This window comes from Cryobacterium soli (assembly GCF_003611035.1).
GTDB lineage: Bacteria > Actinomycetota > Actinomycetes > Actinomycetales > Microbacteriaceae > Cryobacterium > Cryobacterium soli.
This window is the reverse complement of record NZ_CP030033.1, coordinates 1,643,579-1,664,367: the sequence shown is the minus strand read 5'-3', so window position 1 is coordinate 1,664,367 and position 20,789 is coordinate 1,643,579. Positions and strand designations below refer to the sequence as shown.

Sequence of the window (20,789 nt, the reverse complement as noted above, 5' to 3'; positions counted from 1 at the left end):
GCGACGAGGATGGGCGGCCGGGCGGAATCGCCCACCGGGTGACGAAAGCCTAGGACCCCTGATCGGAAGGACGGAAAGCGCTTGGTAGTTTGGTCTAAACCTTTCGACTCAGGAGCCAAGCATGTTTGTGGGCATCGATAACACACCGCGGGATTACGCCTGGGGATCGCCGACCGCGATCGCCGACCTGCTGGGGCATCCGGCCTCCGGCGGCCCCGAAGCCGAACTCTGGCTCGGTGCGCACCCCGGCAGCCCGTCGGTGATTCTTGACCCCGCGCTCGCCGGGGGAGCGAGGGATCTCGCCGAGTGGATCGCCCAGGCGCCCGAGACCGCACTCGGACGCCGGTTCGCCGCCGCCGGGCGGCTGCCGTTCCTGATGAAGATCCTCGCCGCCCACAGCCCGCTGTCGCTGCAGGCGCATCCGTCGCCCGAACGCGCTGCGGAGGGGTTCGCCCTGGAGAACGCCGCCGGTATCGCCGTGGACGCCGCCGACCGCAATTACCGCGACCCGTTCCACAAGCCGGAGATCATCTTCGCGCTCAGTGACACCTTCGAGGCGCTCTGCGGATTCCGCGACCCGCGCCAGATCCGGTCGATCCTCGCCGAGCTCCGCGCGCTCGACGCCACCATGGACGACCCGCAGCCCGGAGCCCTTGCCGGGCTCGAGAACCGGCTCCTGGGCGCGGATGCGCTGCAGGACGTCGTGGACTGGCTGCTGCGCGACGGCCGCGGCGGCGACTCCGGCGAGGTGTCCTGGCTGGTCGAGCGGGTCGTGGCGCTCGCCGAGCGGGCTGCCTTCCTCATCGACGGGGGTGCCCAGGTGAGCTTCGCCGCGGAACTCGCGATGGTGCGGTCCCTCGCGGCGGCCTACCCGGGAGACCCGGGCATCGTGATCTCGCTGCTCACCAACCTGGTGTCGCTCAAGCGCGGCGAGGTGTTGTACCTGCCGGCCGGCAACATCCACGCGTACCTGTCCGGGCTGGGCGTCGAGGTGATGGCCTCCTCCGACAACGTGCTGCGCGGGGGCTTGAGCCCCAAGCACATCGACGTCGACGAACTGCTCGAGGTGCTCGACTTCAGCCCGCTGCCGGTGCCCTATCTTGCTCCCGTCGTGCAGTCAGACGGCGTGGCCGTCTACCGGCCCGACGTGCCCGACTTCCAGCTGGCGCACATCTCGGTGCCGGCGGATGCGGCGGCCGACGAGGCCGGGCGCGTCGGTGCGCCCCTGCGGCAGGTGACGCTCACCGGCCCGGCCATCGCGATCTGCACGTCCGGCCGGTTCCTGGTCGCCGGGTCCGGATCGTCGATCACCCTGGGCAGGGGCGAGTCGATCTACATCACGCCCGACGAGAGCACGGTCACCTTCGCGGGCTCCGGCGAGGTCTTCCTGGCCACCACGGCGTAATCCGGCGCCGGGCGGGGGATGCCGAACGTGCGGCGGTAGGCCGTCGGGGTGGTCTGCAGGGTGCGCACGAAGTGGTGCCGCATCACGGCCGCGGCGCCGAACCCTGTCTGCGCTGCGATGACGTCGAGGGTCTCGTCGGTCTCCTCGAGCAGTTGCTGCGCGAGCATCAGACGCTGCCGGTTCAGCCAGGCCGTCGGAGTGGTGCCGAGCTCGGCCCGGAATCTGCGGGCGAAGGTGCGCGGCGACATCAGTGCGCGCCGGGCGAGCTGGTCGACCGTGAGGTCCTGGTCGATGGTCTGCAGCATCCAGTCGATGATCTCGGCGAAGGAATCGCTGCAGCGTTCCGCCACGGGCGTCTGGATGAACTGGGATTGCCCGCCATCGCGCTGGGGCGGCACCACCATGCGGCGGGCGATCACGTTGGCCGCCGTGGCGCCGAGCTCCCGGCGCACCACATGCAGTGCTGCGTCGATGCCCGCGGCCGTGCCCGCCCCGGTGACCACCCGGTTGTCGTCGACGAAGAGCACGTCGGGGTCGACCGTGGTGTTCGGGTACGCGGCGGCGAGGGCGTCCGCGTGCATCCAGTGGGTCGTGCTGCGGCGCCCGTCGAGAATCCCGGCGGCCCCGAGGATGAAGGCGCCGCTGCAGACACTGAGCACCCAGGCGCCCCTGGCCTCCGCCTCCCGCACCACCCGCAGCACCTCTGGGTGGATTTCGGTACCCGTCTCATAGGCGGGAATGGCGATCAGGTCGGCGTCCGCGGCGGCGGTGAGGTCCTGATGCACGACGATGTCGAAGCCCAGCTTGGTGCGGAGCGGCCCAGGGACGGCCGTCACCACCTCGAAGTCGAACACCGGACCGTTGTGCTCGGAACGGTCGATGCCGAAAACCTCGCAGATCACCCCGAACTCGAACGGGGCCATGCCGGGGATGGCGACGCAGACGATCTTCTTGAGCATGGCGGTCCTTCAACGAGTGGCAGGAATGTGTCGGTAGTCGGCAACTCTGCCACTCGTGGCAGAAAGTCGCAAGACCTAGCGTTAGTGCCATGATCCTGTTTCTGAGTATCCTGCTGGCCCTCCTCGTATGGGCCGTGGCGGCGGGCGTGGCCGCCCTCCGCTCCGACGGTTACGGTGATGTCGAGGTGACCCGGCGCAACCGGCTTCCCGAGACGTTCCCACGCGACCTGTAGTGCTCCCGCTCGACCGATAGTGTGGTGTGAACGGCAGCGCACGGCTGCTGCGAAAGAGCGCAGGGGCACCACATGGCTTGGCTTGTTACCGGAGGGGCCGGCTATATCGGCTCCCACGTCGTTCGCGCGTTCCTGGCCGAGGGCATCGAGGTCGTCGTCCTCGACGACCTGTCCAGCGGGCACGCTGAATTCGTTCCGGCCGGGGTGCCATTCGTGCAGGGAACACTGCTCGACACCGCGCTGCTGGCCAGGACCTTCGCCGAGCACACCATCGATGGCGTGGTGCACGTTGCGGGCTTCAAGTACGCCGGCGTCTCGGTGACCCGCCCGCTGCACACCTACGAGCAGAACGTCACGGCGACCGCGCTGCTGCTGGCCGCCATGCAGGATGCCGGCGTGAACCGCATCGTGTTCTCCTCGAGCGCGGCCGTCTACGGCACGCCGTTCACCGATCTGGTGACCGAGGACACCGCCAAGAGCCCCGAATCGCCCTACGGCGAATCGAAGCTCATCGGCGAGTGGCTGCTGCGCGACCAGGCCGTTGCCGCCGGGCTCCTCCACACCTCGTTGCGTTACTTCAACGTCGTCGGCTCGGGCATTCCGGAGCTTCGCGACACCAGCCCGCACAACCTGTTCCCGATGGTGTTCGAGGCCCTGGTCGACGGGCGCACCCCGCGGATCAACGGCAACGACTACCAGACCGCCGACGGCACCTGCGTGCGCGACTACATCCACGTGGCCGACCTGGCCATCTCGCACGTCGCCGCCGCCCGCCGCCTCGACGCGGGCGAGAGCATCGCCCCCGTCTACAACCTCGGCAGCGGCGCCGGCGTCTCCGTCGGGGAGATCATGAGCACGGTGGCCTCCGTCACAGGCATCCCGTTCACCCCGGAGATCGGACCGCGCCGCACGGGCGACCCCGACCGCATCGTGGCGTCCGGCGAGCTCGCGGCCAGGGACCTCGACTGGAAGATGCGGCACAGCCTGCAGGAGATGGTGCAGAGCGCCTGGGAAGCTCGGCAGGCATCCTCCGTCTGAACAACACGATTCGGGCAGTGTGGGCGAGTCTGAACCCTCCAGCCCGTATTGAGGGTTTACGATCTGCGACTTGACGGAAGCGAACTACACCGGTGTAATTAGTTCTAGCGCGAAAACGTGCATGAGCTGATGGGTGGAGGCGATATGACGTTGTCCGAGTATCGTTCCGGGGTTCCAGAGGACTGGTTCGTCGATCCCGTACGCCTCGGCGTGCCCGGGGTCCGCAAGGAACCGGCGATCGCCGAGGGTGCCGACGACAACCCGCTGGGTTGGCAGTCCGACTCGCTCTGCGCCCAGACCGACCCTGAGGCCTTCTTCCCTGAGAAGGGTGGATCCACCCGGGACGCGAAGAAGATCTGCGCCTCCTGCGAGGTCCGTCCGCAGTGCCTGCAGTACGCCCTCGCCAATGACGAACGCTTCGGAATCTGGGGCGGGCTGTCCGAGCGCGAGCGGCGCAAACTGCGCAAGCGCGCGGGCTGATCTGAACCGCAACGGCGGCCGGTTTCAGGGCGCGCCTGACCGGTTGAGCACTCTCACCGGATATCCGACCTAGGCTGGGCGGGATATGCAAGCCAGAGTCACCGCCATCATCGTCGCCCGCAACGGCGCCTCGCACCTCGAGCGAACTCTCGAGGCACTCCGCCAGCAGACCCGTCAGCCGGACACCGTCGTGGCGGTCGACTGCGGTTCGAGCGATGCAACCTCCGAGCTGCTCGCTGCCTTCGGACCCACGCACTTCATCTCCGCGGATACGTCGCTCTCGTTCGGTGCGGCGATCAACGCCGCCCTGCGCGTGATCGGCGACCCCGCCGGCGACCACGAATTCCTCTGGCTGCTCGCCCAGGACAGCGCCCCCGAACCCGGTGCCCTGCAGCATCTCGTCGGGGAACTCGAGATCGCACCCTCCGTGGCCGTGGCCGGACCGAAGATCATGGAGTGGGTCGCCGACGACTACATCCACGACTTCGGCGAGTCGATGACCCCGTACGGCGCCACGGTGACTCTCGTCGAGAGCGAACTCGACCAGGAACAGCACGACGGCATGAGCGATGTGCTGGCGGTCAGCGCCGGCGGCATGCTGGTGCGGCACACGGTGTGGAACCAGCTCGGCGGCTTCGATCCCGCCCTGCCCGTCGTCGATGACTCTCTCGACTTCTGTGTGCGCGTACGTCTCGCCGGGTTCCGGGTATCCGTCGTCGCCGCCGCGCGGGTCAGCTCTGCCGGTGACGGCGTCGCCGGTCCGGACGGCTCGTCCCGCGGAAGCGCCAGACGCCGCCGGGTGCGCGCCGAACGCGCCGCCCAGCTGCACAGGCGGCTGGTCTACGCCCCGGCCTGGGCGCTGCCCGTGCACTGGCTCTCCCTCATCCCCCTGGCTTTCCTCCGCTCCATCGGCGACCTGCTCCGTAAGGAGCCGGGGGCCATTCTGGGCGAGTTCTCCGCCGCGTTCGCCGCCGCGTTCCAGGGCGGGCGCGTGCGCACGGCCCGGCGCCGTCTCGCCGCGACCCGGACGCTCGGCTGGTCCGCCATCTCGTCCCTCCGGGTGTCGGCCGCCGAGGTGCGACGCCGGCACGCGCTGACCAGGGAGGCCGCCCTCACCGGAGCGCGTGGCGACCGGCCGGAGATCCGGTTCTTCTCCGGCGGCGGTGCCTGGACCGCCCTCGCGGCCGCCGCTGTCGGCGTCGCGATGCTCGCCTCCCTGATCGGGGCCCAATCCCTCACCGGAGCGGGCCTGCTGCCGTTGTCCGCCACGGTCGGCGGACTGTGGTCGAACGTCGGCTACGGCTGGCGCGACATCGGCCTGGGGTTCGTCGGCGGGGGCGACCCGTTCGCCGTGGTTCTCGCGATCCTGGGCACCCTCACCTTCTGGTCGCCGTCGTTCTCGCTCGTGCTGCTGTACCTGTTGGCCCTGCCGTTGGCCGCGGTGGGCGCGTGGATGGCCGCCACCCGGCTCACCCACCGTGGTGCGATCCGGGCCATCGCCGCCGCCCTCTGGGCGCTGTCGCCGGCTTTCCTCACGGCCATTGCGGCCGGACGTCCCGCCGCGATCATCGTGCACCTGCTGCTGCCCTGGTTGTTCTTCGCCGCGTTCGCCGCCGCCCGGTCCTGGTCGGCCTCTGGCTCGGCCGCCCTCCTCTTCGCCGCGATCGTCGCCTGCGCCCCATCGCTGGCGCCCGCCCTGCTGGTGGGCTGGTTGCTCTGCGTGCTCGTCAGCGGGCGCAGCGTGATGCGGTTCATCGGCATCCCGTTGCCGGCGCTTGCGCTGGCCATCCCGCTGATCTGGAACCAGGCCCTGCGCGGCAACTGGTTGGCCCTGCTGGCCGATCCGGGCGTCCCGGTGCCCACCGCGACCGTGCCGGTCTGGCAGTTCATCCTCGGCTTCCCCTCCGGCGACTTCGGCGGCTGGACCCAGCTGCTGCCGACCTGGGGCGCCGACGCCTCCGTGGCGGGCTACCTGGTTCCGCTTCTGTTGATCCCGATCGCCGTCCTGGCGCTCGTGTCCCTGCTGTTGCCCGGGGCCCGTGGAGCGGCGTTCGCCCTGCTCACCGCCCTCCTGGGGCTTCTCACGGCTATCCTGGCCGGGTCGCTGTCGGTCGCCTCGCTGGGCGGTCAGGCCGTGGGCATCTGGCCGGGAGCCGGGCTCAGCCTGTATTGGCTCGGCCTCGTCGGCGCCGTCGTCTTCACCGCGCGCGGGTTGCACCGGGCTGCCGTGGCGCCCCTCGCCGTGGCGGCGGTGGCACTGGCCGTCGTGGCCCTGCCGCTCGCCGGCGCGATCCCGCTCGGCACCTCTGCAGTGCAGGAGGGCATCGGCCGAATCCAACCGGCCTTCGTCACCGCCGAGGCCGCGGTCGACCCACGGGTGGGTACCCTGCAGATCGTCGCCCAACCGGATGGCGGCATCCTCGCGACCATCGTGCGTGGGACCGGGGACACCCTCGATGTGCAGGCCACCGTGAACAGCACGGCGACGAGTCTCACCGCGGAGCAGACCGAACTTGCCACTCTGGCGGGAAACCTGGCCTCCCGCAGCGGACTGGACGCCACCGCCGACCTGGCGAAATTCGGCATCCGTTTTGTGCTGCTCCGGCCGCCGGCCACCGTGCCAGCCTCGTGGGGTGAGCCGGCTTCCGTCACCCAGACGGCCGCGGACACCACGGCCCGCACCGTCACCTCGCTCGACGGCAACGCCGCCCTGTCCCCGGTGGGCGACACCGTATTCGGTCAACTGTGGCGCTCCGACGCCCCGACCGACGGCGCCGTCAACGGCACCATCCCGGCCGATGCCGGCGGGGCCTTCGGATTCATCACCGGGCTCATCGCCCTGGTGGTCATCGGCGCGACCGTGCTGCTGTCGGTGCCGACCGGAGCCGGCCGTGAGGCCGTGCGTCAGGCCCACCGTGACGCCGTACGGCGTGCATCCCGGCTGAGCAAGCCGGTCAAGCCCACCCGTGCGCCTCGCGCGCCGAAGCCGCCGCGCCTTCCGCGGTCGAAACGGCCGACGGGCCGGCGCGTGCGCGGAACCGCCCTGGCGGAGAACGCCGTGCCGGAGAGCGCCGTGCCGGAGAACGCCGGAACGGCGAGCCCCGGCGACACCGGCCCCACGGTCGAGCGCGGCAGCAGCCCCGACGCCGCGACCCCCGGCACCGGCGGCACGGACAGCGGTACCGACAGCGGTACCGACACCAGCACCAGCACCGACAGCACCAGCCCGAAGGATGCAGACCATGGCCACTAAGCGCAGAGTGGCCATCATCGGCGTGCGAGTCGCCGCAGGCCTGGTCGGCATCGCCGGCGTGATCGTGGCCGTGGGTGGCGCCGCCCTGGTGCCCTGGCCGAGTTTTGCCGACGCGCCGCCGTCGACCCTGGTGACCCCGGTGGCCAGCGACCAGGTCCGGGTCTGTCCCGGGCCGCTCCTCACCCTGGCCGAAGACTCCAGCCAAGCCGAAGCCGCCACCTCGGTGGGCCAGTTCGACACGGTCTACGCGGCCCGCACGCCCGGTGCGGGGTCGAGCGAGCTGTCCGTGGAGCGCGGCGAGCTCGTGGCCCCCGACAACACCGCGAGCGACCGGGACGGCGGGCCGCTGGCGCTCAGCGTTCCCGTCGAGACCGGCGCCACCGAGGCCCCGCTGGTCGCCGGCGCGCAGTCCCAGAACGTCGCGAGCGAGACCGTCGGCGGCCTCGCCGTCGCCGCGTGCACCGAGGCGTCCAGCGACTCGTGGCTGGTCAGCGGGTCCACAGATGTCGGCCGCACCAGCCTGGTGCTGCTCAGCAACCCGACCACCGTCGTCGCCTCCGTCAACCTCACGGTTTACGGCGAGGCGGGCCTCGTCGAAGCCCCCGGTTCCACCGGGATCCTGGTTCAGCCGGGCGCGCAACGCATCGTGTCCCTCGCGGGCCTGGCCCCCAACCTGCGCTCACCCGTCGTGCGCGTGCAGGCCACCGGCGGCCAGGTCGCCGCGGCGCTCCAGCAGAGCGTGGTGCGTGGTATCCAGCCCGGCGGTGTCGAGCTGGCCGGACCGACGACAGTACCGTCGACCACCCAGATCATCCCCGGTGTGGTGGTGGGCCAACAGCAGGCCGCCGACACCTCGGTCGACGCCGGCGCCGTGTCCGAGGACACCCCGTCGGTACGCATCCTCGTGCCCGGCAGCACCCCGGCCACGGTCAGCGTCGGGGTGCAGAGCGAGGACGGCTCCTCCACCGGCACATCGCTCGAGGTGGACATCCAGGCCGGTGTCGCCACCGAGGTGCCGCTCAGCGGTGTGGGAGCGGGCAACTACACGGTGCGCCTGAGCGCCGACCAGCCTGTCGTCGCCGGGGTCGTCACGACAACCAGCGGCACCATCAGCCCCGACTTCACCTGGTCGTCCGCCGCCGCCACCCAGGACAGCGACTTCCTGGTCGCCGTCGCCGCCGGGCCGTCCCCGACCCTGCACCTGGCCAACGCCACCGGCAGGGAGATCGCGCTCACCCTCACCCCCGAGAGCGGGCCCGCCACCGAGCTGTCCGTATCGGCGGGGCAGTCCGTCGTCGTGCCGGTCGAGGCATCCGCCCGCTACCTGGTCGAGGGCGGAACGGGTATCGCGGCCACGGTCGGATATTCGGGCGATGGGCAGTCCTCCGCCTACGCACTGAGCCCGATCGGGCCGATGGCCACGGCCATAACGGTCTACTCGCACTGACCCAGAGGGCACCGCTGTGTCCCACCCTCCGAAGGAGCCCGTCGTGACCGACACCACCGCAGTGATCCCGGCCGCCGCCGGACCGCACCTGCTCGTGACCGGCGGCGCCGGCTTCATCGGCCAGGCAGTCGTCGAGGCCGCGCTCGGCCGCGGCTGGCGCGTGCGGGTGCTCGACTCCCTCCGCAGCGACGTGCACGGCGGACTGCCGACGCCCGACCCGCGGATCCAGTTCCTGGTCGGCGACGTCACCGACCCCGGCGTGGTCGCGCACGCTCTCGCCGGCATCGACGTGGTGTGCCATCAGGCCGCGAAGGTGGGTCTGGGGGTGGACTTCTCCGACGCTCCCGACTACGTGCACAGCAACGAGGTGGGCACCGCCGTCCTGCTCGCCGGCATGGCCGCCGCCGGTATCGACCGCCTGGTTCTCGCGTCGTCGATGGTCGTCTACGGGGAGGGCAGCTACCGCGGCTCCGCGGGCTTCACCCGGCCGGGACCCCGGCGCGCCGCCGACCTCGACGCCGGAATCTTCGACCCGCTCGACCCGGAGACCGGCGAGCCGCTCGAGCCGCTCCTGGTCGGCGAGGACGACCCGCTCGACCCTCGCAATGTGTACGCGAGCAGCAAGCTGGGCCAGGAGTACCTCGCGACGACGTGGAGTCGCAGCACCGGCGGACGCGCTGTCGCCCTGCGCTATCACAACGTCTACGGACCCGGGATGCCGCAGAACACGCCCTACGCGGGCGTCGCATCGCTCTTCCGGTCGGCGCTGCAACGCGGCGAGGCCCCCACGGTGTTCGAGGACGGCCGCCAGCGCCGGGACTTCGTGCACGTGCGGGACATCGCGTCGGCCAATCTCGCCGCCATCGAGTGGACCGGCCCCGCCACAGCCGGCGCCTTCCGGGCCTTCAACGTGGGCAGCGGCATCGTGCACACCATCGGCGACATGGCCGGTGCTCTCAGCGTGGCCGCGAACGGACCCGCCCCGGTCGTCACGGGCGAATATCGGCTGGGCGATGTGCGGCACATCACCGCGTCGTCCCAGCGGCTGCGCGACGAGCTGGGCTGGGAACCCTCGGTGAGCTTCGAGGACGGCATGCGTGAGTTCGCCACGGCGCCCCTGCGCGCCGCGGTGCTCTGACCGGCGGTCGCTCCGGAAGCGCTGCGGCGATCAGGCCCCGACGGCCTCGAGGTGCCGGGGGAGCAGGACGTCGAAGCGGCATCCATTGGGGATGTTCCGCACGGTGACCTCACCGTGGTGTGCCGCCACGATTCCCGCGACGATCGCCAGGCCGAGGCCGGCTCGGCCCACGTGCACCAGGTCGGCGTCGGGCGTGCGCGGTTCGCTGCCGCGCCAGCCGGCATCGAACACCCGGGGCAGGTCGGCGGGGTCGATCCCGCCCGCGGCATCCTGCACCGAGATGGCGGCCCGGCCGTCGCCGTGCTCGGTGACCGCGACCACGATGGCGCTGCCTGGCGCCGACTGCTGCACCGCGTTCATCACCAGGTTGCCCACCGCGCGGGACATCTCGCGGGGGTCGGCGAGGATCGACAGGCCCATGGCTCCCTCGAAGCGCAGGTCGAGCGACTTCGCCCTCGCGACCGGCCCGAGGTCGGCGACGGTGTCACTGATCAGGTCGTACAGCGCAACGGTCTCCAGGGTCAGGCGCAGCGTGCCGGTCTGGATCCTGGAGAGCTCGAAGAGATCGTCGACCATGCCGTTCAGCCGGTCCACCTGGCTGCGGATCCGGCCGTAGTACCGGGACGGGTCCTCGACCATGTCGTCTTCGAGGGCCTCGGCCATGGCCCGGATGCCGGCCAGCGGGGTGCGCAGGTCGTGCGAGATCCAGGCGACCAGTTCCCGGCGGGACGCCTCGATGCGGCCTTCCCGGTCCCTGGACTCCTGCAGCCGCTCCCCGGTCGCGGCGAGTTGGCCCGCCAGCGCCGCGAATTCGTTGTTGCTGTGCCGCTCCGCGGACGCGACGGGTTCACCGCGGCCCAGGCTGGCCGCCGCGAGCGTGAGGTACTGGCTGTCGCGCACGATCCAGCGCCCGAGGAGCCCGGCCATGGCCAGCGACACACTGCCAGCGGCGGCGGCCACGAAGTAGAACACCGTCAGGTCGTGAGCGGAGACATACATGAGCGATGCGGCGGCAGCCATCCCGCTGACGACTGACACCACCGTAGCCAGGGCCACCACGAGCAACTGCAGAACCAGGGAGTACCGCGCCAGCAGCCGCAGGATGATCAGGCCCGCCGCCCCGACGATGACGGCCGTCGCGAGGGCGATGACGACCACGCTCACCAGCCCGTATGGGGTCATCGCCGCGCCCCGGCATCCCGGTCATCGGCGTGCGCGGCGACCAGCGGCTCGGGGTCGAACCTGTACCCGACGCCCCAGACCGTGTTCAACAGGGTGGGCTGGGTGGGATCGGCCTCGATCTTCTCCCGGAGGCGCCGCACGTGCACGGTCACCGTGGACAGATCGCCGAAGTCCCAGCCCCACACCGACTTCAACAGATCCTCCCGGCTCAACGCCCGGTGCGGATGCCCGATCAGGTACGCGAGAAGGTCGAACTCCCGGGCCGTGAGTACCAGGGGATCACCGTTCAACCGCACCTCGTGCGCCGCGAGGTCCAGCGTGAACGGGCCCGCATCGACGGCGCCGTCGTGCACGGGTTCCGGCACGGTGCGCCGGAGCACCGATTGCACCCGCAACACCAGCTCGCGGGGGGAGAACGGCTTGGCGAGGTAGTCGTCGGCGCCGGCCTCCAGCCCGTCGATCCGGTCCTCCTCCTGATCGAGCGCCGTGAGCATGATCACCGGGGTGTCCCAGGCCGCTTTGATCCGCATACACACCTCGATGCCGTCGAGCAGGGGCAGCATCCGGTCGAGCACAACCAGATCGGGCCGCTGCGCGGCCGCCTGGGTGAGCCCGGCCTGGCCGTCCGGAGCCTGCTCGACAGCGAAACCGGCGGCGACCAGGTACCGGCAGACGATCTCGGACACCGTCGGGTCGTCGTCGATGACCAGGATGCGGCGTTCGGTGTCGGCACGGGGTGGTCCCGTCGGGGGCGGTGGAGTCACCTCTGAAGGATAAACGGTGCACGGGGGACACACAGCACATCCGGCGCGGCGGCAATCCTTCCCTACTCCGTAACGTTTGCGCGGAGTGTCGCGCGGACCCCCCGACATAGGGTCGAATAATGAGTGAGATTCGGGTCGACGTGGTTATGCCCTGCCTGAACGAAGCGGGCGCGTTGCCGTGGCTGCTGGCCCGGCTGCCGGAGGGATACCGCGCCATCGTGGTGGACAACGGGTCCACGGATGATTCCGCTCGCATCGCCGAGGAGGCCGGCGCCGTCGTCGTGCACGAGGCGCGCCGCGGGTTCGGGGCAGCGGCACACGCCGGGCTGCTGCACGCGACCGCGCCCATCGTGGCCTTTTGCGACGCTGACGCGTCGATGGACCCGCAGGACCTGCCCCTCGTGGTGGATCCGGTGGCCGCCGGCGAGGCCGATCTGGTGCTCGGACGCCGGCGCCCGACGACGGCCGGATCCTGGCCGGTCCACGCCCGGATAGCCAATTCCACTCTTTCTTGGCGACTGCGCCGAATAACAGGTGTGAACATCTACGACTTGGGCCCCATGCGGGCCGCGCGACGAGAAGACCTCCTGGCCCTCGATCTGCAGGACCGGCGCAGCGGCTATCCGCTCGAGGTCTTCCTGAAGGCGGCGGCGCGGGACTGGCGCATCCGCGAGGTGGACACCTCGTATGCCCCCCGCGTGGGACGCAGCAAGGTGACCGGAACGGTGCGCGGCACCCTCACGGCCGTCGCCGACATGTCGAGACTGCTGAAGGAGGCGCGCAAATGACCACTCTGATCGTGATCGCCAAGGAATGTCTGCCCGGCCGGGTGAAGACCCGACTGCATCCTCCGCTCAGTCTCGAGCAGGCGGCCCGGTTGGCCGCCGCCAGCCTCGACGACACCTTCGCCGCTGTCGCAGCGCTGCCCGCCACCCGCCGTGTGCTGGCCTTCGACGGCACCGTCGTGCCGGCAGCCGCGGCCGAATACGACGTCGTGCCGCAGGTCGATGGTGGCCTCGATGCGCGTCTGGGCGCCATCTTCGACGGGTGCACCGAGCCGGCGGTGCTGATCGGCATGGACACCCCGCAGGTCACGGCCGAACTGCTCGCCCCGGTGTTCCAGCCGTGGCCCGACGACGTCGACGCGTGGTTCGGTCCGGCCGCCGACGGCGGTTTCTGGGCGCTCGCGCTCCGCATTCCCGACGGCGACCTGATCCGGGGCGTGCCGATGTCCCGGTCGGACACGGGCGCCCGTCAGCTGCAACGGCTCCGTACCGCCGGTCTCCGGGTGCGGATGCTGCCGACCCTCACCGACGTCGACCACATCGAGGACGCGTTCACCGTCGCGGCCCTGTCCCCTCGCGGCAGCTTCGCGCAGACCCTGGCCGGATTCGGCGCCTTGCAGCTGAGCGGAGCGACCCGATGACCCTGCTGTCGCCCCGCCGGCTCGTCCCCGGCGCCACGACCTTCGGGTCGGGTGGGGCCGAACCGTACGCGGCCGCGTTGGAGAACGAATCGGCCGTGCTCTACCTCCGGCACGCCACCGGCCGGCGCCGCGCCGCGGCGACCATGGACGCGGGCCGCTGGAGCGCCGCAGCCGACGACACCGACATGCAACTCCTCGCCGGGGCAGCCGGTCCCGTCCTCGACATCGGGTGTGGCCCAGGGCGCATGGTGCGCGCCGCGCTGGCGCAGGGCCTGGCCGCCATCGGCGTCGATGTGTCGCCTACGGCGGTGCGCATCGCCGCCGAGTCCGGCCTGACCGTGCTGGAGCGTTCGGTTTTCTCCGCTCTGCCGGGGGAGGGTGACTGGGGCACCGCCCTGTTGCTCGACGGCAACATCGGCATCGGCGGCGACATCGTCGCCCTGCTCGGCCGCTGCGGCGAACTCATCTCGTCCGACGGCGCCGTCCTCGTCGAGGTCCATGCCGATCCCGAACGCGACCACGCGTTCGACGGCACCCTCGAAGACGCGCAGGGTCGCACCAGTGCGGTCTTCCCGTGGGCCGAGGTGGGCATCGGTCCGCTCCGGGCCCGCGCCGGCGAGGCCGGACTGCGTGTGGTTCAGGACTGGAAGAGCGACGGACGTTGGTTCGCCCGCCTGGTGCGTGCGTAGAACCACACCGAGACCGCGATGCTGCCGGCCGCGAGCACGAGCCACGCCACGCCTAGGTTCAGGGCGTAGTCGAGCGGCAGCACCGTGGGGTTCTTCGCGCCGAGGCTTTGGGCGATGATCGCCGGCACGACGATCAGGCTCAGCAGCGAGCCGAGCACGATCGCGGCCTGGACGGTCACGATGATGCCGCCGGCCAGCCGATGGCCCGCCCGACGGGTGAGCACACCAAGCCCGAACACCAGGGGGGAGAGCACGGCGTCGTGCAGCACGATGGCCGCGCCGATCCACAGCGCCACCCCGGGCAGCCGCTGCACCGCGACGGTGTCGACCAGGACATAGGCGCCCCAGGCGAGCCCGAGCACTCCGAGGCCGATGAGGGCGACGCGGGCGGCGCGCATCCGCTGCGACACGGCGGGGGTTGTCGTCATCATGCGTCGATCGCCTCGATCCGGCTGAGCCATTTGGTCTGCAGCACACCCGGTCGGCCGGGCGCGATCATGCGGGCGGGGTAGCCGTGCTCGAGGTCGAGGATGCCGCCATTGAGCTCGAGGGCGACGAGGGTGAGTGAATCACGCACATATTCCCGGCCCATCTCGGTCTGCTTGAACCCACCGCGCTGCTCCAGGCTGATGATCCGGAAATCGGCGTCGGGGGAGGCGCCGACCTGGTCGACGAGGTCGCGCAGGCGCACGCCGCGCCAGGATGCCATCTGGCTCCAGCCCTCCACGCAGGCGATGGGCAGGTCGACGTCGGTCTGCGGCAGGGCGGCCAGTTCGTCCCGGCTGAAGCTGCGTTCGGTGCCCCCGTGGGCCACGGTCAGCACCCAGTCGGCGGCCAGGGCGGCGGTGGCAACCTTCGCCTGGGCGGAGGTGCGGTTGACGGGGACACCCTGCGGGCCGACGCCCTTCTTGCGCGGACCGAACACATTCGCCCCGTCCAGCGGCGCCACGGTCTGCCCGGCCGTGAGACCCACCACGGCGGCGACGCCCAGGGCCACGGTGGTCAGGAAGCCGCGTCGGCTCGTCCGGGGCGCCATCCGCGGTGTCGCGTCGATGTAGGCGAGCAGACGACCGGTGAGGCCGCGGGTGCGGGGCAGGCCCTGGCCGTCGTCGCCGTCGGCCGGGGCGTCCTCTGCGGTGTCCTCACCGGTGTCGACGGGGTGCCGTTCGTCGGGGCCGGGCGCGGGCGTGGCCCGCCAGTGCGCCGCGATCACGGGCAGTTTCACGCCGATGTGCACCAGGAGCGACCCGATGATCACGAACGCGAGCGCGAAGTGCACCTGCTTGAACGAGAACGGGAACGGGTACCACTGGTACGTGTTCAGCAGGCCGATGGTGATCTCAACCAGGGAGGCGCCGACGAAGAGCGCGATCGACGCGCGTTCGAGGAAGTTGGCGAACGATTTCACCGGCGGGTACTGGAACAGCTGCGGGAACACGACGTATAGCTTGGCCAGCAGCAGCGGGAAGCAAGCGATGCCCGCGATGATGTGGGTGCCCTGGGTCCACTGGTACAGCCCGGTCGGCCGGGTCGGGAAGCGCATCCAGGGCAGGGGCTGCTGCAGGAAATGGCTATAGAGGCCGGTGCCGAAACAGAGCAGGAACGCCAGGCCGAGGAGCCGGCCGATCACGGTGGCCATCCGCGGTGTCCGCGCCGGAGAGGCGAGCTGAGCCCTGGCCTCGTACATCAATCGGCGCATAGTCCATTCCACCACCTTGTCGCTCGCGGCAGTGTATGCAATCCTTACGGTTCGATGACGGGGCGCGGTTCGGCCGGAACCCCGGTGCCCGCTCGGGGAGGATGGCAGGGTGCGTATTGCCGTCGTCTCGATTCTCCTGGCCGTCAGCGCGGCCGTCACCGGGGTCGTGGTGGTGTCATTCGACCTGTTCCGCCCGCACCGGGACACCGCCGAGCTCCTGATCGGCACCGCCCTGCTCTGGCTGCTCTTCGCCGCCGCGCTGATCGCCCTGCGCGGGGTGCGCGGCCGCGCCGTGGGGGTACTGGTCCTGGCCGGGTCGCTCCTGATCGGCGGTGCCGCGATGGCCGGACCGCCCAACACCAGCACCGACTCCGCCCGGTACGCCTGGGACGGCGTGGTGCAGAACGCCGGGATCTCTCCCTACGCCTATGTGCCCGCCGACGAGCGGCTCGACGAGTTGCGGCCGACCTGGCTCTACCCCGCCCCCACCGAGGTCGATGGCGCCCTGGTCTGCACAGGCGAGCGCATCGCGACCGTGCAACGGGAATCCGGCGAGCCGCTGTGCTCCGCGCTGAACCGCACCACGGTGCCCACCATCTATCCGCCCGCGGCGGAGATCTACTTCGCGGCCGTGCGCGCCGTCGCCGGCGCCGACGCCGCCTACTGGCCGCTGCAGCTGACCGGCCTGCTGCTCAGTCTCGGCATCACCGGGATGCTGCTGGTCGGGATGCGCCGGCGCGGTATCGACCAGCGCCACGCCGCTCTGTGGGCCTGGTGCCCGCTCGTCGCGACCGAGGGCATCACCAATTCCCATGTGGACCTGCTCGGTGTCGCCTTCACCCTCGCGGCCGTGTTCTGGGTGAGCAGCGGCAAACGCGTGCGCGGCGGGATCATGCTCGGTGTGGCCATCGGGGTCAAGCTGATCCCCGTGATCGCGGCGCCGGCGATGCTCAAACGGCAGGGCTGGAAGGTCGTCGTGGCGGCCGTGGCCACCTTCGCCCTGCTCTACGTGCCCTATGTGCTCTCCACCGGGATCGCGGTGCTCGGCTATCTGCCCGGCTACCTCAGCGAGGAGGGATATGAAGACGGCTCCAGGTTCGCCCTGGTATCCCTGATCGCCCCCGGCGGCGCCGGCATCGTGCTCGTCGCGGTGCTGCTGGCCGGCCTGGCCGCCTTCACGATCTGGAAGACGGACCCGGAGCGCCCGTGGCTCGGCCAACTCGTGATGATCGGCGGCACCTTGCTGATCCTCAGCCCCCGCTACCCCTGGTACGCGCTGCTGCTATTGCCGTTCGTGGCGCTCAGCGGCCGGTGGGAGTGGCTGGCGATCCCGCTCGCCCTCACCCTGCGCCTGCTGGTCCCGTCCCTCACCGTCACCCGGGTCTCCCTGGCCGTGGCCCTCCTGGTGATCGTGGTCGTATCGGTGCGCCGGGCCGGGCCGGGCGCACTGGGGCGTGGCCGTGCCGCGCTCGCCCGCATCGGGTCCAGGGACCCCGACCGGCACCGTCCGGCAGAGAATTAGACGCCGGGAAGCCGGGTCAGCGCTCGTAGCGGAGCACGTTCACACCGGTGAGCGCCCACTCCTCGGTGAGCGAGTACCCCAGCGCGGCGAGCTTGGTGGTGACGCTCGGCCGCCAGTCCTGCTTGTTGCTCGTGACCAGCCAGACGGCGTCCACGCCGTCGAACCGGTCGGTCACCTCGTCCAGTGGGTACCGGGTCTCCCACAGCTGCCCGGTCTCGGCCGCGGGCGTCTTGAGCTTCACGTCGAGGAGCCCGGCGAATGCATCCGGGTAGGAGTAGGCGATCACCCGGGTTGTCGCCGCCGGATGCTGCCGCACCGGCCCGTAGACGATGGCGGCGTTCTCGCCGGGGCGCGCGGCGCGCTCCGATTCGATGAGGCTGGCCACCTCGCTCCACGAGGAATTCTGCTTGGCCTCCGGCTGGCGTTGGGCCACGTATTGTGGTGCGGCCAGCGCGGCCAGAAGCAGCACCGCCGTCACGGCGAGCCAGCGCCGCCGCAGCCGGTCAAGGGCCACACCGATCAGGATCGCCACGGCCGGGGCGCAGTAGGTGAGATAGCGCGGGGAGTAGAGCGGGGAGACCAGCAGCGATGCGACGATCACGCCGATGGTCGGCACGGCCAGCCACGGAACCGCGATCGCGAGCAACGACGGGTTGCCCGACAGCAGGCGGGGCACGCCGGCACCCGTGCTGCGGATGCGGCGGCCGGCGAGAATCAGGAACAGGATGCCCAACGCCACCAGGACCCAGCCGACCACGGCGAAGGGCGGGTTCAGGTAGAACCACTGCGTCACGAAAACGCCGTTCCAGGTTCCCCAGCTGATCGGGGCGATCCAACTCACCTGACCGGACTGGCGTACAACGGACAACGCGAACGGCAGCAGGAGAATCGCGGCGGAGCCCGCGGCGATGGCCCAGCCGGTGAAGGATGCCCGGACCGCCCGGTCGCGGCGGCGACCGGCCCAGACCGTCCACAGTGCAGTGGCGCCGTGGGCGGCGACGAGGAACGCGAGGTAGATGAAAACGAGGGTGCAGGCGATGGCGGCCACCGCGTAGAGAGTCCACCAGAGCGCACGGATGCGTCGTGGTGCGGGTCCGCGCCGCCAGGCGGCCGGGAAAATCAGGGTCAGAGCCACCGCGAGGGCAGCCGTGAGCGCATAGGACCGACCCTCCGTGCCCATCCAGGTGACCCGGGGGAGCAGGCAGAAGGCCACGCCGGCGAGCACCGCGGTGCCCCGGCCGGCCCGGGTGCGCACGAGCAGCACGATCAGGGCCGCGGCGACGCCGACGGCGACGGCGCTCGGCAGCCGCAGGGCGATCGGGGAGTAGCCCACCAGGTCGAGCCACAGGTGCATGCCGGCGTAGTACAGGCCGTGCACGGCGTCGACGTTGTGCAGCATCCGGCCGAGCTCGGGCCAGCTGCGCATGGTGGCCGAGACCGTGGCGGCCTCATCGAACCAGAGCGACGGCTGCCACGCGAACGCGAGGGTGAGAAGGGTGCCGAAGGCGCCGATCAGCAGCGAATCAGGCCATGTCTGTCGCACGGAGATGCGGCCGTTCGGCGCGGGTAGCGCACGCGAGGACGGAAGGGCAGTGGCCATGGTCGTGCGCTCTCCGATTCCTGCCAGGTCGTATTGGGCTTGTGGCCGCGACGACCCCCGTTCGAGCGTAGGCGACCTTCCCGGGAATCTACCCGGAGCGGGGCTCCGGCAGTGCGGCAAGGCACGCTCTCCCGCACGTTCCCGTGTCGTCGGTCGAGCGTGTCGAGACCCCGCGACGTGCGTGTGGGTCGTGTTGTGACGCAGAAGAACGGCCGAGCGTTGGCTCGGCCGTTCTTGTGTGTTGCGGGGTAGTGCGGGTGTTACTTGGTGTTGACGGTGATGGTGGCGATGCCGACGAGGAGTTGGTCGGCGATGGCGTCGGTGCCGAAGGTGGTGTTCAGCAGGCCGGCGGCGTCGGCGGAGATGTGCACGGTGGTGCCGGTGAGGATGGCGTTGTCGCCGTCCATCTGGAGGGGCTTGAGGGTTCCGCCGTAGAGGTCGAAGAGCTTGACCTGGGTGGCGGCGGATTCGCCGTTGGCGGTGACGTCTCCGAAGAGTTCTGAGGTGCCGGGGTCGATGGTGAAGTTGGTCAGTTCGACGACGGTGTCGCCGGCGGTGAGGGAGAAGCCGCTTCCTTCGTGCTCGATGTTGCCCTGGACGTAGGGGCGGTAGTCTTCGGCCGGGTCGTAGTAGTCCACGTTTCCGCCGGTGATGGGGAAGTGCAGGCTGCCTTCTTCGAGGGTGGCGGTGCCGACGGTGCCGGGCGTCAGGCCGAGGCTGGTGAGCGCTGCGGCGAAGTCGGCGTCCAGGAGGACGGCGGTGTCGACGCCGGTGAGGGCGGGGATCGAGGCGACCGGGGTGGGGGTGGCTTCGGCGGAGCTGCTGCTCGAGGAGGAGCTGGAGGAGGACGTCGAGGCCGTGCCTTCGTCCATGGAGCAGGCTGCGAGGCCGGCGACGAGGAGGCCGGCGGTGGTCAGTCCGAGTGCGGTCTTGGTGAAGCTGCGCATGATGTGTTCCTTTGCTGTGGGGGTTCCTGCGGGGTGTTGCTTGGTATGCAGGTGGTTCGGCCCCCTGACAGAAAGGGTTTGGTCGATCTGAAAAACTTTTCCGCGATCGCTCGTCGAGACCCCGTGACGTGCGTGTGTGTCGCGCCCCAACGCTGGTCGAGCTTGTCAAGACCCGGTGACGTGCGCGTGTGTGGCGCCCCAACGCTGGTCGAGCCTGTCAAGACTTCTATAGGTGCGGGGGAGAGCCTTGGTCTAGTAGCGACGGAAGCGGTCCGGCGCCAAGTCCCAGGGGTCCTTACCGAGCAACTCGGCCACTCCGCGGAACACGCAGCTCTCGATGACCATCCGCTGATGGAACTCGTCATTGCGGTGCAACCGGCTCAATCGTTGAATGGGCAGCCGATAGAACGTGATGCGGCGTGCGCGTGCGTCGACCGCATACCGTTCCACTCCGACACCCTCGATCACGGCGACGGGGCCGGGCGCAACCTCGAAGGTCACATCCGACAGTTCCGCCGGCCAGACCATCCGTAGATAGTCCACGGTTGACGCGATCGTCATGTCGAACGTATCGATGCGCGTCCGTAGCGGCGGGAGAAACGGCCCGGTCGCAGAACTGCGGATGCCGCGCCCGTGACGGTCCCGCCCCCGACCGCGCTGGGTCGGAGTCTGCACGGTTGTGCGGCGTGAACGAGACATGTCCCCAGTCTACTTCCGGGCCATCGGCGGTATCCTGAATCACCATGTCAGCCAGAGCGTGCTCCCGTATCTCTTGTAGTGATGAGGCCGTGGCGACCCTCACCTTCTCCTACGCCGACTCGATGGCGGTGCTCGGGCCTCTTGCCGGAACGCACGAGCCGCATAGTTACGACCTCTGTGACAGGCATGCCCGCCTCACCACTCCGCCGCAGGGGTGGCAGATGATCCGACATCGCCTCACGGACGAGGGGGTCGTCGCGCAGGACCGCCCGGTCACTCCGCACTAGCTCGCGGCACCCGGTGGGCAC

At 70.5% G+C, this 20,789-nt stretch carries 20 protein-coding genes; 12 read left to right on the top strand and 8 right to left on the bottom strand.

Translation table 11 applies throughout. The features are described 5' to 3' along the window. The first annotated feature begins 121 nt into the window (after nucleotides 1-121). A complete protein-coding gene (manA, locus tag DOE79_RS07620) occupies nucleotides 122-1,405 on the top strand; it encodes a mannose-6-phosphate isomerase, class I (RefSeq protein ID WP_120337970.1) in 1,284 nt (427 codons plus the stop codon). Here the strand turns inward: manA and DOE79_RS07615 are convergent. Next, nucleotides 1,333-2,364 carry a GlxA family transcriptional regulator gene (locus DOE79_RS07615; protein WP_120337969.1) on the bottom strand — a complete coding sequence of 344 codons (1,032 nt, stop codon included), beginning with the start codon at nucleotides 2,362-2,364 and terminating at the stop codon, nucleotides 1,333-1,335. The two genes, manA and DOE79_RS07615, sit on opposite strands and share 73 nt — an antisense overlap. Before the next feature lie 89 nt (nucleotides 2,365-2,453). Between DOE79_RS07615 and DOE79_RS20475 the strand changes: the two genes are divergently transcribed. From DOE79_RS20475 to DOE79_RS07590, 6 genes are all read left to right on the top strand, one after another. Then, the gene (locus DOE79_RS20475; protein ID WP_162942549.1) at nucleotides 2,454-2,597 is read left to right on the top strand and encodes a hypothetical protein; all 144 of its coding nucleotides are present in this window, start codon (nucleotides 2,454-2,456) and stop codon (nucleotides 2,595-2,597) included. 72 nt (nucleotides 2,598-2,669) lie between these two features. After that, complete coding sequence (gene galE, locus DOE79_RS07610; RefSeq protein ID WP_120337968.1) at nucleotides 2,670-3,635, top strand: UDP-glucose 4-epimerase GalE; 966 nt, start codon at nucleotides 2,670-2,672, stop codon at nucleotides 3,633-3,635. 144 nt (nucleotides 3,636-3,779) lie between these two features. After that, complete coding sequence (locus DOE79_RS07605) at nucleotides 3,780-4,115, top strand: WhiB family transcriptional regulator (protein ID WP_120337967.1); 336 nt, start codon at nucleotides 3,780-3,782, stop codon at nucleotides 4,113-4,115. Nucleotides 4,116-4,200: 85 nt separating this feature from the next. Next, the gene (locus tag DOE79_RS07600) at nucleotides 4,201-7,368 is read left to right on the top strand and encodes a glycosyltransferase family 2 protein (protein WP_120337966.1); all 3,168 of its coding nucleotides are present in this window, start codon (nucleotides 4,201-4,203) and stop codon (nucleotides 7,366-7,368) included. Next, complete coding sequence (locus tag DOE79_RS07595; protein WP_162942647.1) at nucleotides 7,358-8,815, top strand: DUF5719 family protein; 1,458 nt, start codon at nucleotides 7,358-7,360, stop codon at nucleotides 8,813-8,815. The genes DOE79_RS07600 and DOE79_RS07595 overlap by 11 nt, the downstream gene beginning before the upstream one ends. A gap of 43 nt (nucleotides 8,816-8,858) precedes the next feature. Next, on the top strand, nucleotides 8,859-9,953 hold the full coding sequence (locus DOE79_RS07590; RefSeq protein ID WP_245977190.1) for an NAD-dependent epimerase/dehydratase family protein: 1,095 nt from the start codon (nucleotides 8,859-8,861) through the stop codon (nucleotides 9,951-9,953). Nucleotides 9,954-9,983: 30 nt separating this feature from the next. On the opposite strand, the gene DOE79_RS07585 is transcribed toward DOE79_RS07590, so the two are convergent. Further along, nucleotides 9,984-11,135: a sensor histidine kinase gene (locus DOE79_RS07585; RefSeq protein WP_120337964.1), complete on the bottom strand. Its 1,152-nt coding sequence runs from the start codon at nucleotides 11,133-11,135 to the stop codon at nucleotides 9,984-9,986. Then, nucleotides 11,132-11,899, bottom strand: coding sequence for a response regulator transcription factor (locus DOE79_RS07580; RefSeq protein ID WP_245977189.1), 768 nt, complete (start codon nucleotides 11,897-11,899; stop codon nucleotides 11,132-11,134). The genes DOE79_RS07585 and DOE79_RS07580 overlap by 4 nt, the downstream gene beginning before the upstream one ends. Nucleotides 11,900-12,018: 119 nt before the next feature. Between DOE79_RS07580 and DOE79_RS07575 the strand changes: the two genes are divergently transcribed. Genes DOE79_RS07575 through DOE79_RS07565 form a run of 3 tightly spaced genes read left to right on the top strand, consistent with a single transcriptional unit; the run spans nucleotide 12,019 to nucleotide 14,014 of the window. Continuing rightward, nucleotides 12,019-12,687, top strand: coding sequence for a glycosyltransferase family 2 protein (locus DOE79_RS07575; RefSeq protein WP_120337962.1), 669 nt, complete (start codon nucleotides 12,019-12,021; stop codon nucleotides 12,685-12,687). Then, complete coding sequence (locus DOE79_RS07570; protein WP_120337961.1) at nucleotides 12,684-13,325, top strand: TIGR04282 family arsenosugar biosynthesis glycosyltransferase; 642 nt, start codon at nucleotides 12,684-12,686, stop codon at nucleotides 13,323-13,325. Before DOE79_RS07575 ends, DOE79_RS07570 begins: the two co-directional genes overlap by 4 nt. Beyond that, nucleotides 13,322-14,014: a methyltransferase domain-containing protein gene (locus DOE79_RS07565; protein ID WP_120337960.1), complete on the top strand. Its 693-nt coding sequence runs from the start codon at nucleotides 13,322-13,324 to the stop codon at nucleotides 14,012-14,014. Before DOE79_RS07570 ends, DOE79_RS07565 begins: the two co-directional genes overlap by 4 nt. Here the strand turns inward: DOE79_RS07565 and DOE79_RS07560 are convergent. Next, on the bottom strand, nucleotides 13,963-14,445 hold the full coding sequence (locus DOE79_RS07560; RefSeq protein WP_162942646.1) for a hypothetical protein: 483 nt from the start codon (nucleotides 14,443-14,445) through the stop codon (nucleotides 13,963-13,965). The two genes, DOE79_RS07565 and DOE79_RS07560, sit on opposite strands and share 52 nt — an antisense overlap. After that, nucleotides 14,442-15,713: a molybdopterin-dependent oxidoreductase gene (locus DOE79_RS07555; protein WP_120337958.1), complete on the bottom strand. Its 1,272-nt coding sequence runs from the start codon at nucleotides 15,711-15,713 to the stop codon at nucleotides 14,442-14,444. Before DOE79_RS07555 ends, DOE79_RS07560 begins: the two co-directional genes overlap by 4 nt. A gap of 109 nt (nucleotides 15,714-15,822) precedes the next feature. On the opposite strand from DOE79_RS07555, the gene DOE79_RS07550 reads away from it, so the two are divergent. Next, nucleotides 15,823-17,235 (top strand): glycosyltransferase family 87 protein, encoded by a 1,413-nt coding sequence (locus DOE79_RS07550; RefSeq protein WP_120337957.1) that lies wholly within the window; start codon nucleotides 15,823-15,825, stop codon nucleotides 17,233-17,235. A 16-nt stretch (nucleotides 17,236-17,251) separates the two neighbouring features. On the opposite strand, the gene DOE79_RS07545 is transcribed toward DOE79_RS07550, so the two are convergent. From DOE79_RS07545 to DOE79_RS07535, 3 genes are all read right to left on the bottom strand, one after another. Further along, nucleotides 17,252-18,835, bottom strand: coding sequence for a glycosyltransferase family 39 protein (locus DOE79_RS07545; RefSeq protein ID WP_120337956.1), 1,584 nt, complete (start codon nucleotides 18,833-18,835; stop codon nucleotides 17,252-17,254). 260 nt (nucleotides 18,836-19,095) lie between these two features. Beyond that, a complete protein-coding gene (locus DOE79_RS07540; RefSeq protein WP_120337955.1) occupies nucleotides 19,096-19,782 on the bottom strand; it encodes a hypothetical protein in 687 nt (228 codons plus the stop codon). A gap of 252 nt (nucleotides 19,783-20,034) precedes the next feature. Then, nucleotides 20,035-20,343 carry a hypothetical protein gene (locus DOE79_RS07535; protein ID WP_342767955.1) on the bottom strand — a complete coding sequence of 103 codons (309 nt, stop codon included), beginning with the start codon at nucleotides 20,341-20,343 and terminating at the stop codon, nucleotides 20,035-20,037. 227 nt (nucleotides 20,344-20,570) lie between these two features. On the opposite strand from DOE79_RS07535, the gene DOE79_RS07530 reads away from it, so the two are divergent. Next, a complete protein-coding gene (locus DOE79_RS07530; RefSeq protein ID WP_245977187.1) occupies nucleotides 20,571-20,768 on the top strand; it encodes a DUF3499 family protein in 198 nt (65 codons plus the stop codon). Nucleotides 20,769-20,789 lie beyond the last annotated feature (21 nt).

Coding starts and splice junctions, on each gene's coding strand:
- DOE79_RS07595 (WP_162942647.1), top strand. CDS start 7,358: ATGGCCACTAAGCGCAGAGTGGCCATCATCGGCGTGCGAGTCGCCGCA.
- DOE79_RS07555 (WP_120337958.1), bottom strand. CDS start 15,713: ATGCGCCGATTGATGTACGAGGCCAGGGCTCAGCTCGCCTCTCCGGCG.
- DOE79_RS07585 (WP_120337964.1), bottom strand. CDS start 11,135: ATGACCCCATACGGGCTGGTGAGCGTGGTCGTCATCGCCCTCGCGACG.
- DOE79_RS07605 (WP_120337967.1), top strand. CDS start 3,780: ATGACGTTGTCCGAGTATCGTTCCGGGGTTCCAGAGGACTGGTTCGTC.
- DOE79_RS07615 (WP_120337969.1), bottom strand. CDS start 2,364: ATGCTCAAGAAGATCGTCTGCGTCGCCATCCCCGGCATGGCCCCGTTC.
- DOE79_RS20475 (WP_162942549.1), top strand. CDS start 2,454: ATGATCCTGTTTCTGAGTATCCTGCTGGCCCTCCTCGTATGGGCCGTG.
- DOE79_RS07540 (WP_120337955.1), bottom strand. CDS start 19,782: ATGCGCAGCTTCACCAAGACCGCACTCGGACTGACCACCGCCGGCCTC.
- DOE79_RS07575 (WP_120337962.1), top strand. CDS start 12,019: ATGAGTGAGATTCGGGTCGACGTGGTTATGCCCTGCCTGAACGAAGCG.
- galE (WP_120337968.1), top strand. CDS start 2,670: ATGGCTTGGCTTGTTACCGGAGGGGCCGGCTATATCGGCTCCCACGTC.
- DOE79_RS07545 (WP_120337956.1), bottom strand. CDS start 18,835: ATGGCCACTGCCCTTCCGTCCTCGCGTGCGCTACCCGCGCCGAACGGC.
- manA (WP_120337970.1), top strand. CDS start 122: ATGTTTGTGGGCATCGATAACACACCGCGGGATTACGCCTGGGGATCG.
- DOE79_RS07535 (WP_342767955.1), bottom strand. CDS start 20,343: ATGACGATCGCGTCAACCGTGGACTATCTACGGATGGTCTGGCCGGCG.
- DOE79_RS07560 (WP_162942646.1), bottom strand. CDS start 14,445: ATGATGACGACAACCCCCGCCGTGTCGCAGCGGATGCGCGCCGCCCGC.
- DOE79_RS07565 (WP_120337960.1), top strand. CDS start 13,322: ATGACCCTGCTGTCGCCCCGCCGGCTCGTCCCCGGCGCCACGACCTTC.
- DOE79_RS07600 (WP_120337966.1), top strand. CDS start 4,201: ATGCAAGCCAGAGTCACCGCCATCATCGTCGCCCGCAACGGCGCCTCG.
- DOE79_RS07570 (WP_120337961.1), top strand. CDS start 12,684: ATGACCACTCTGATCGTGATCGCCAAGGAATGTCTGCCCGGCCGGGTG.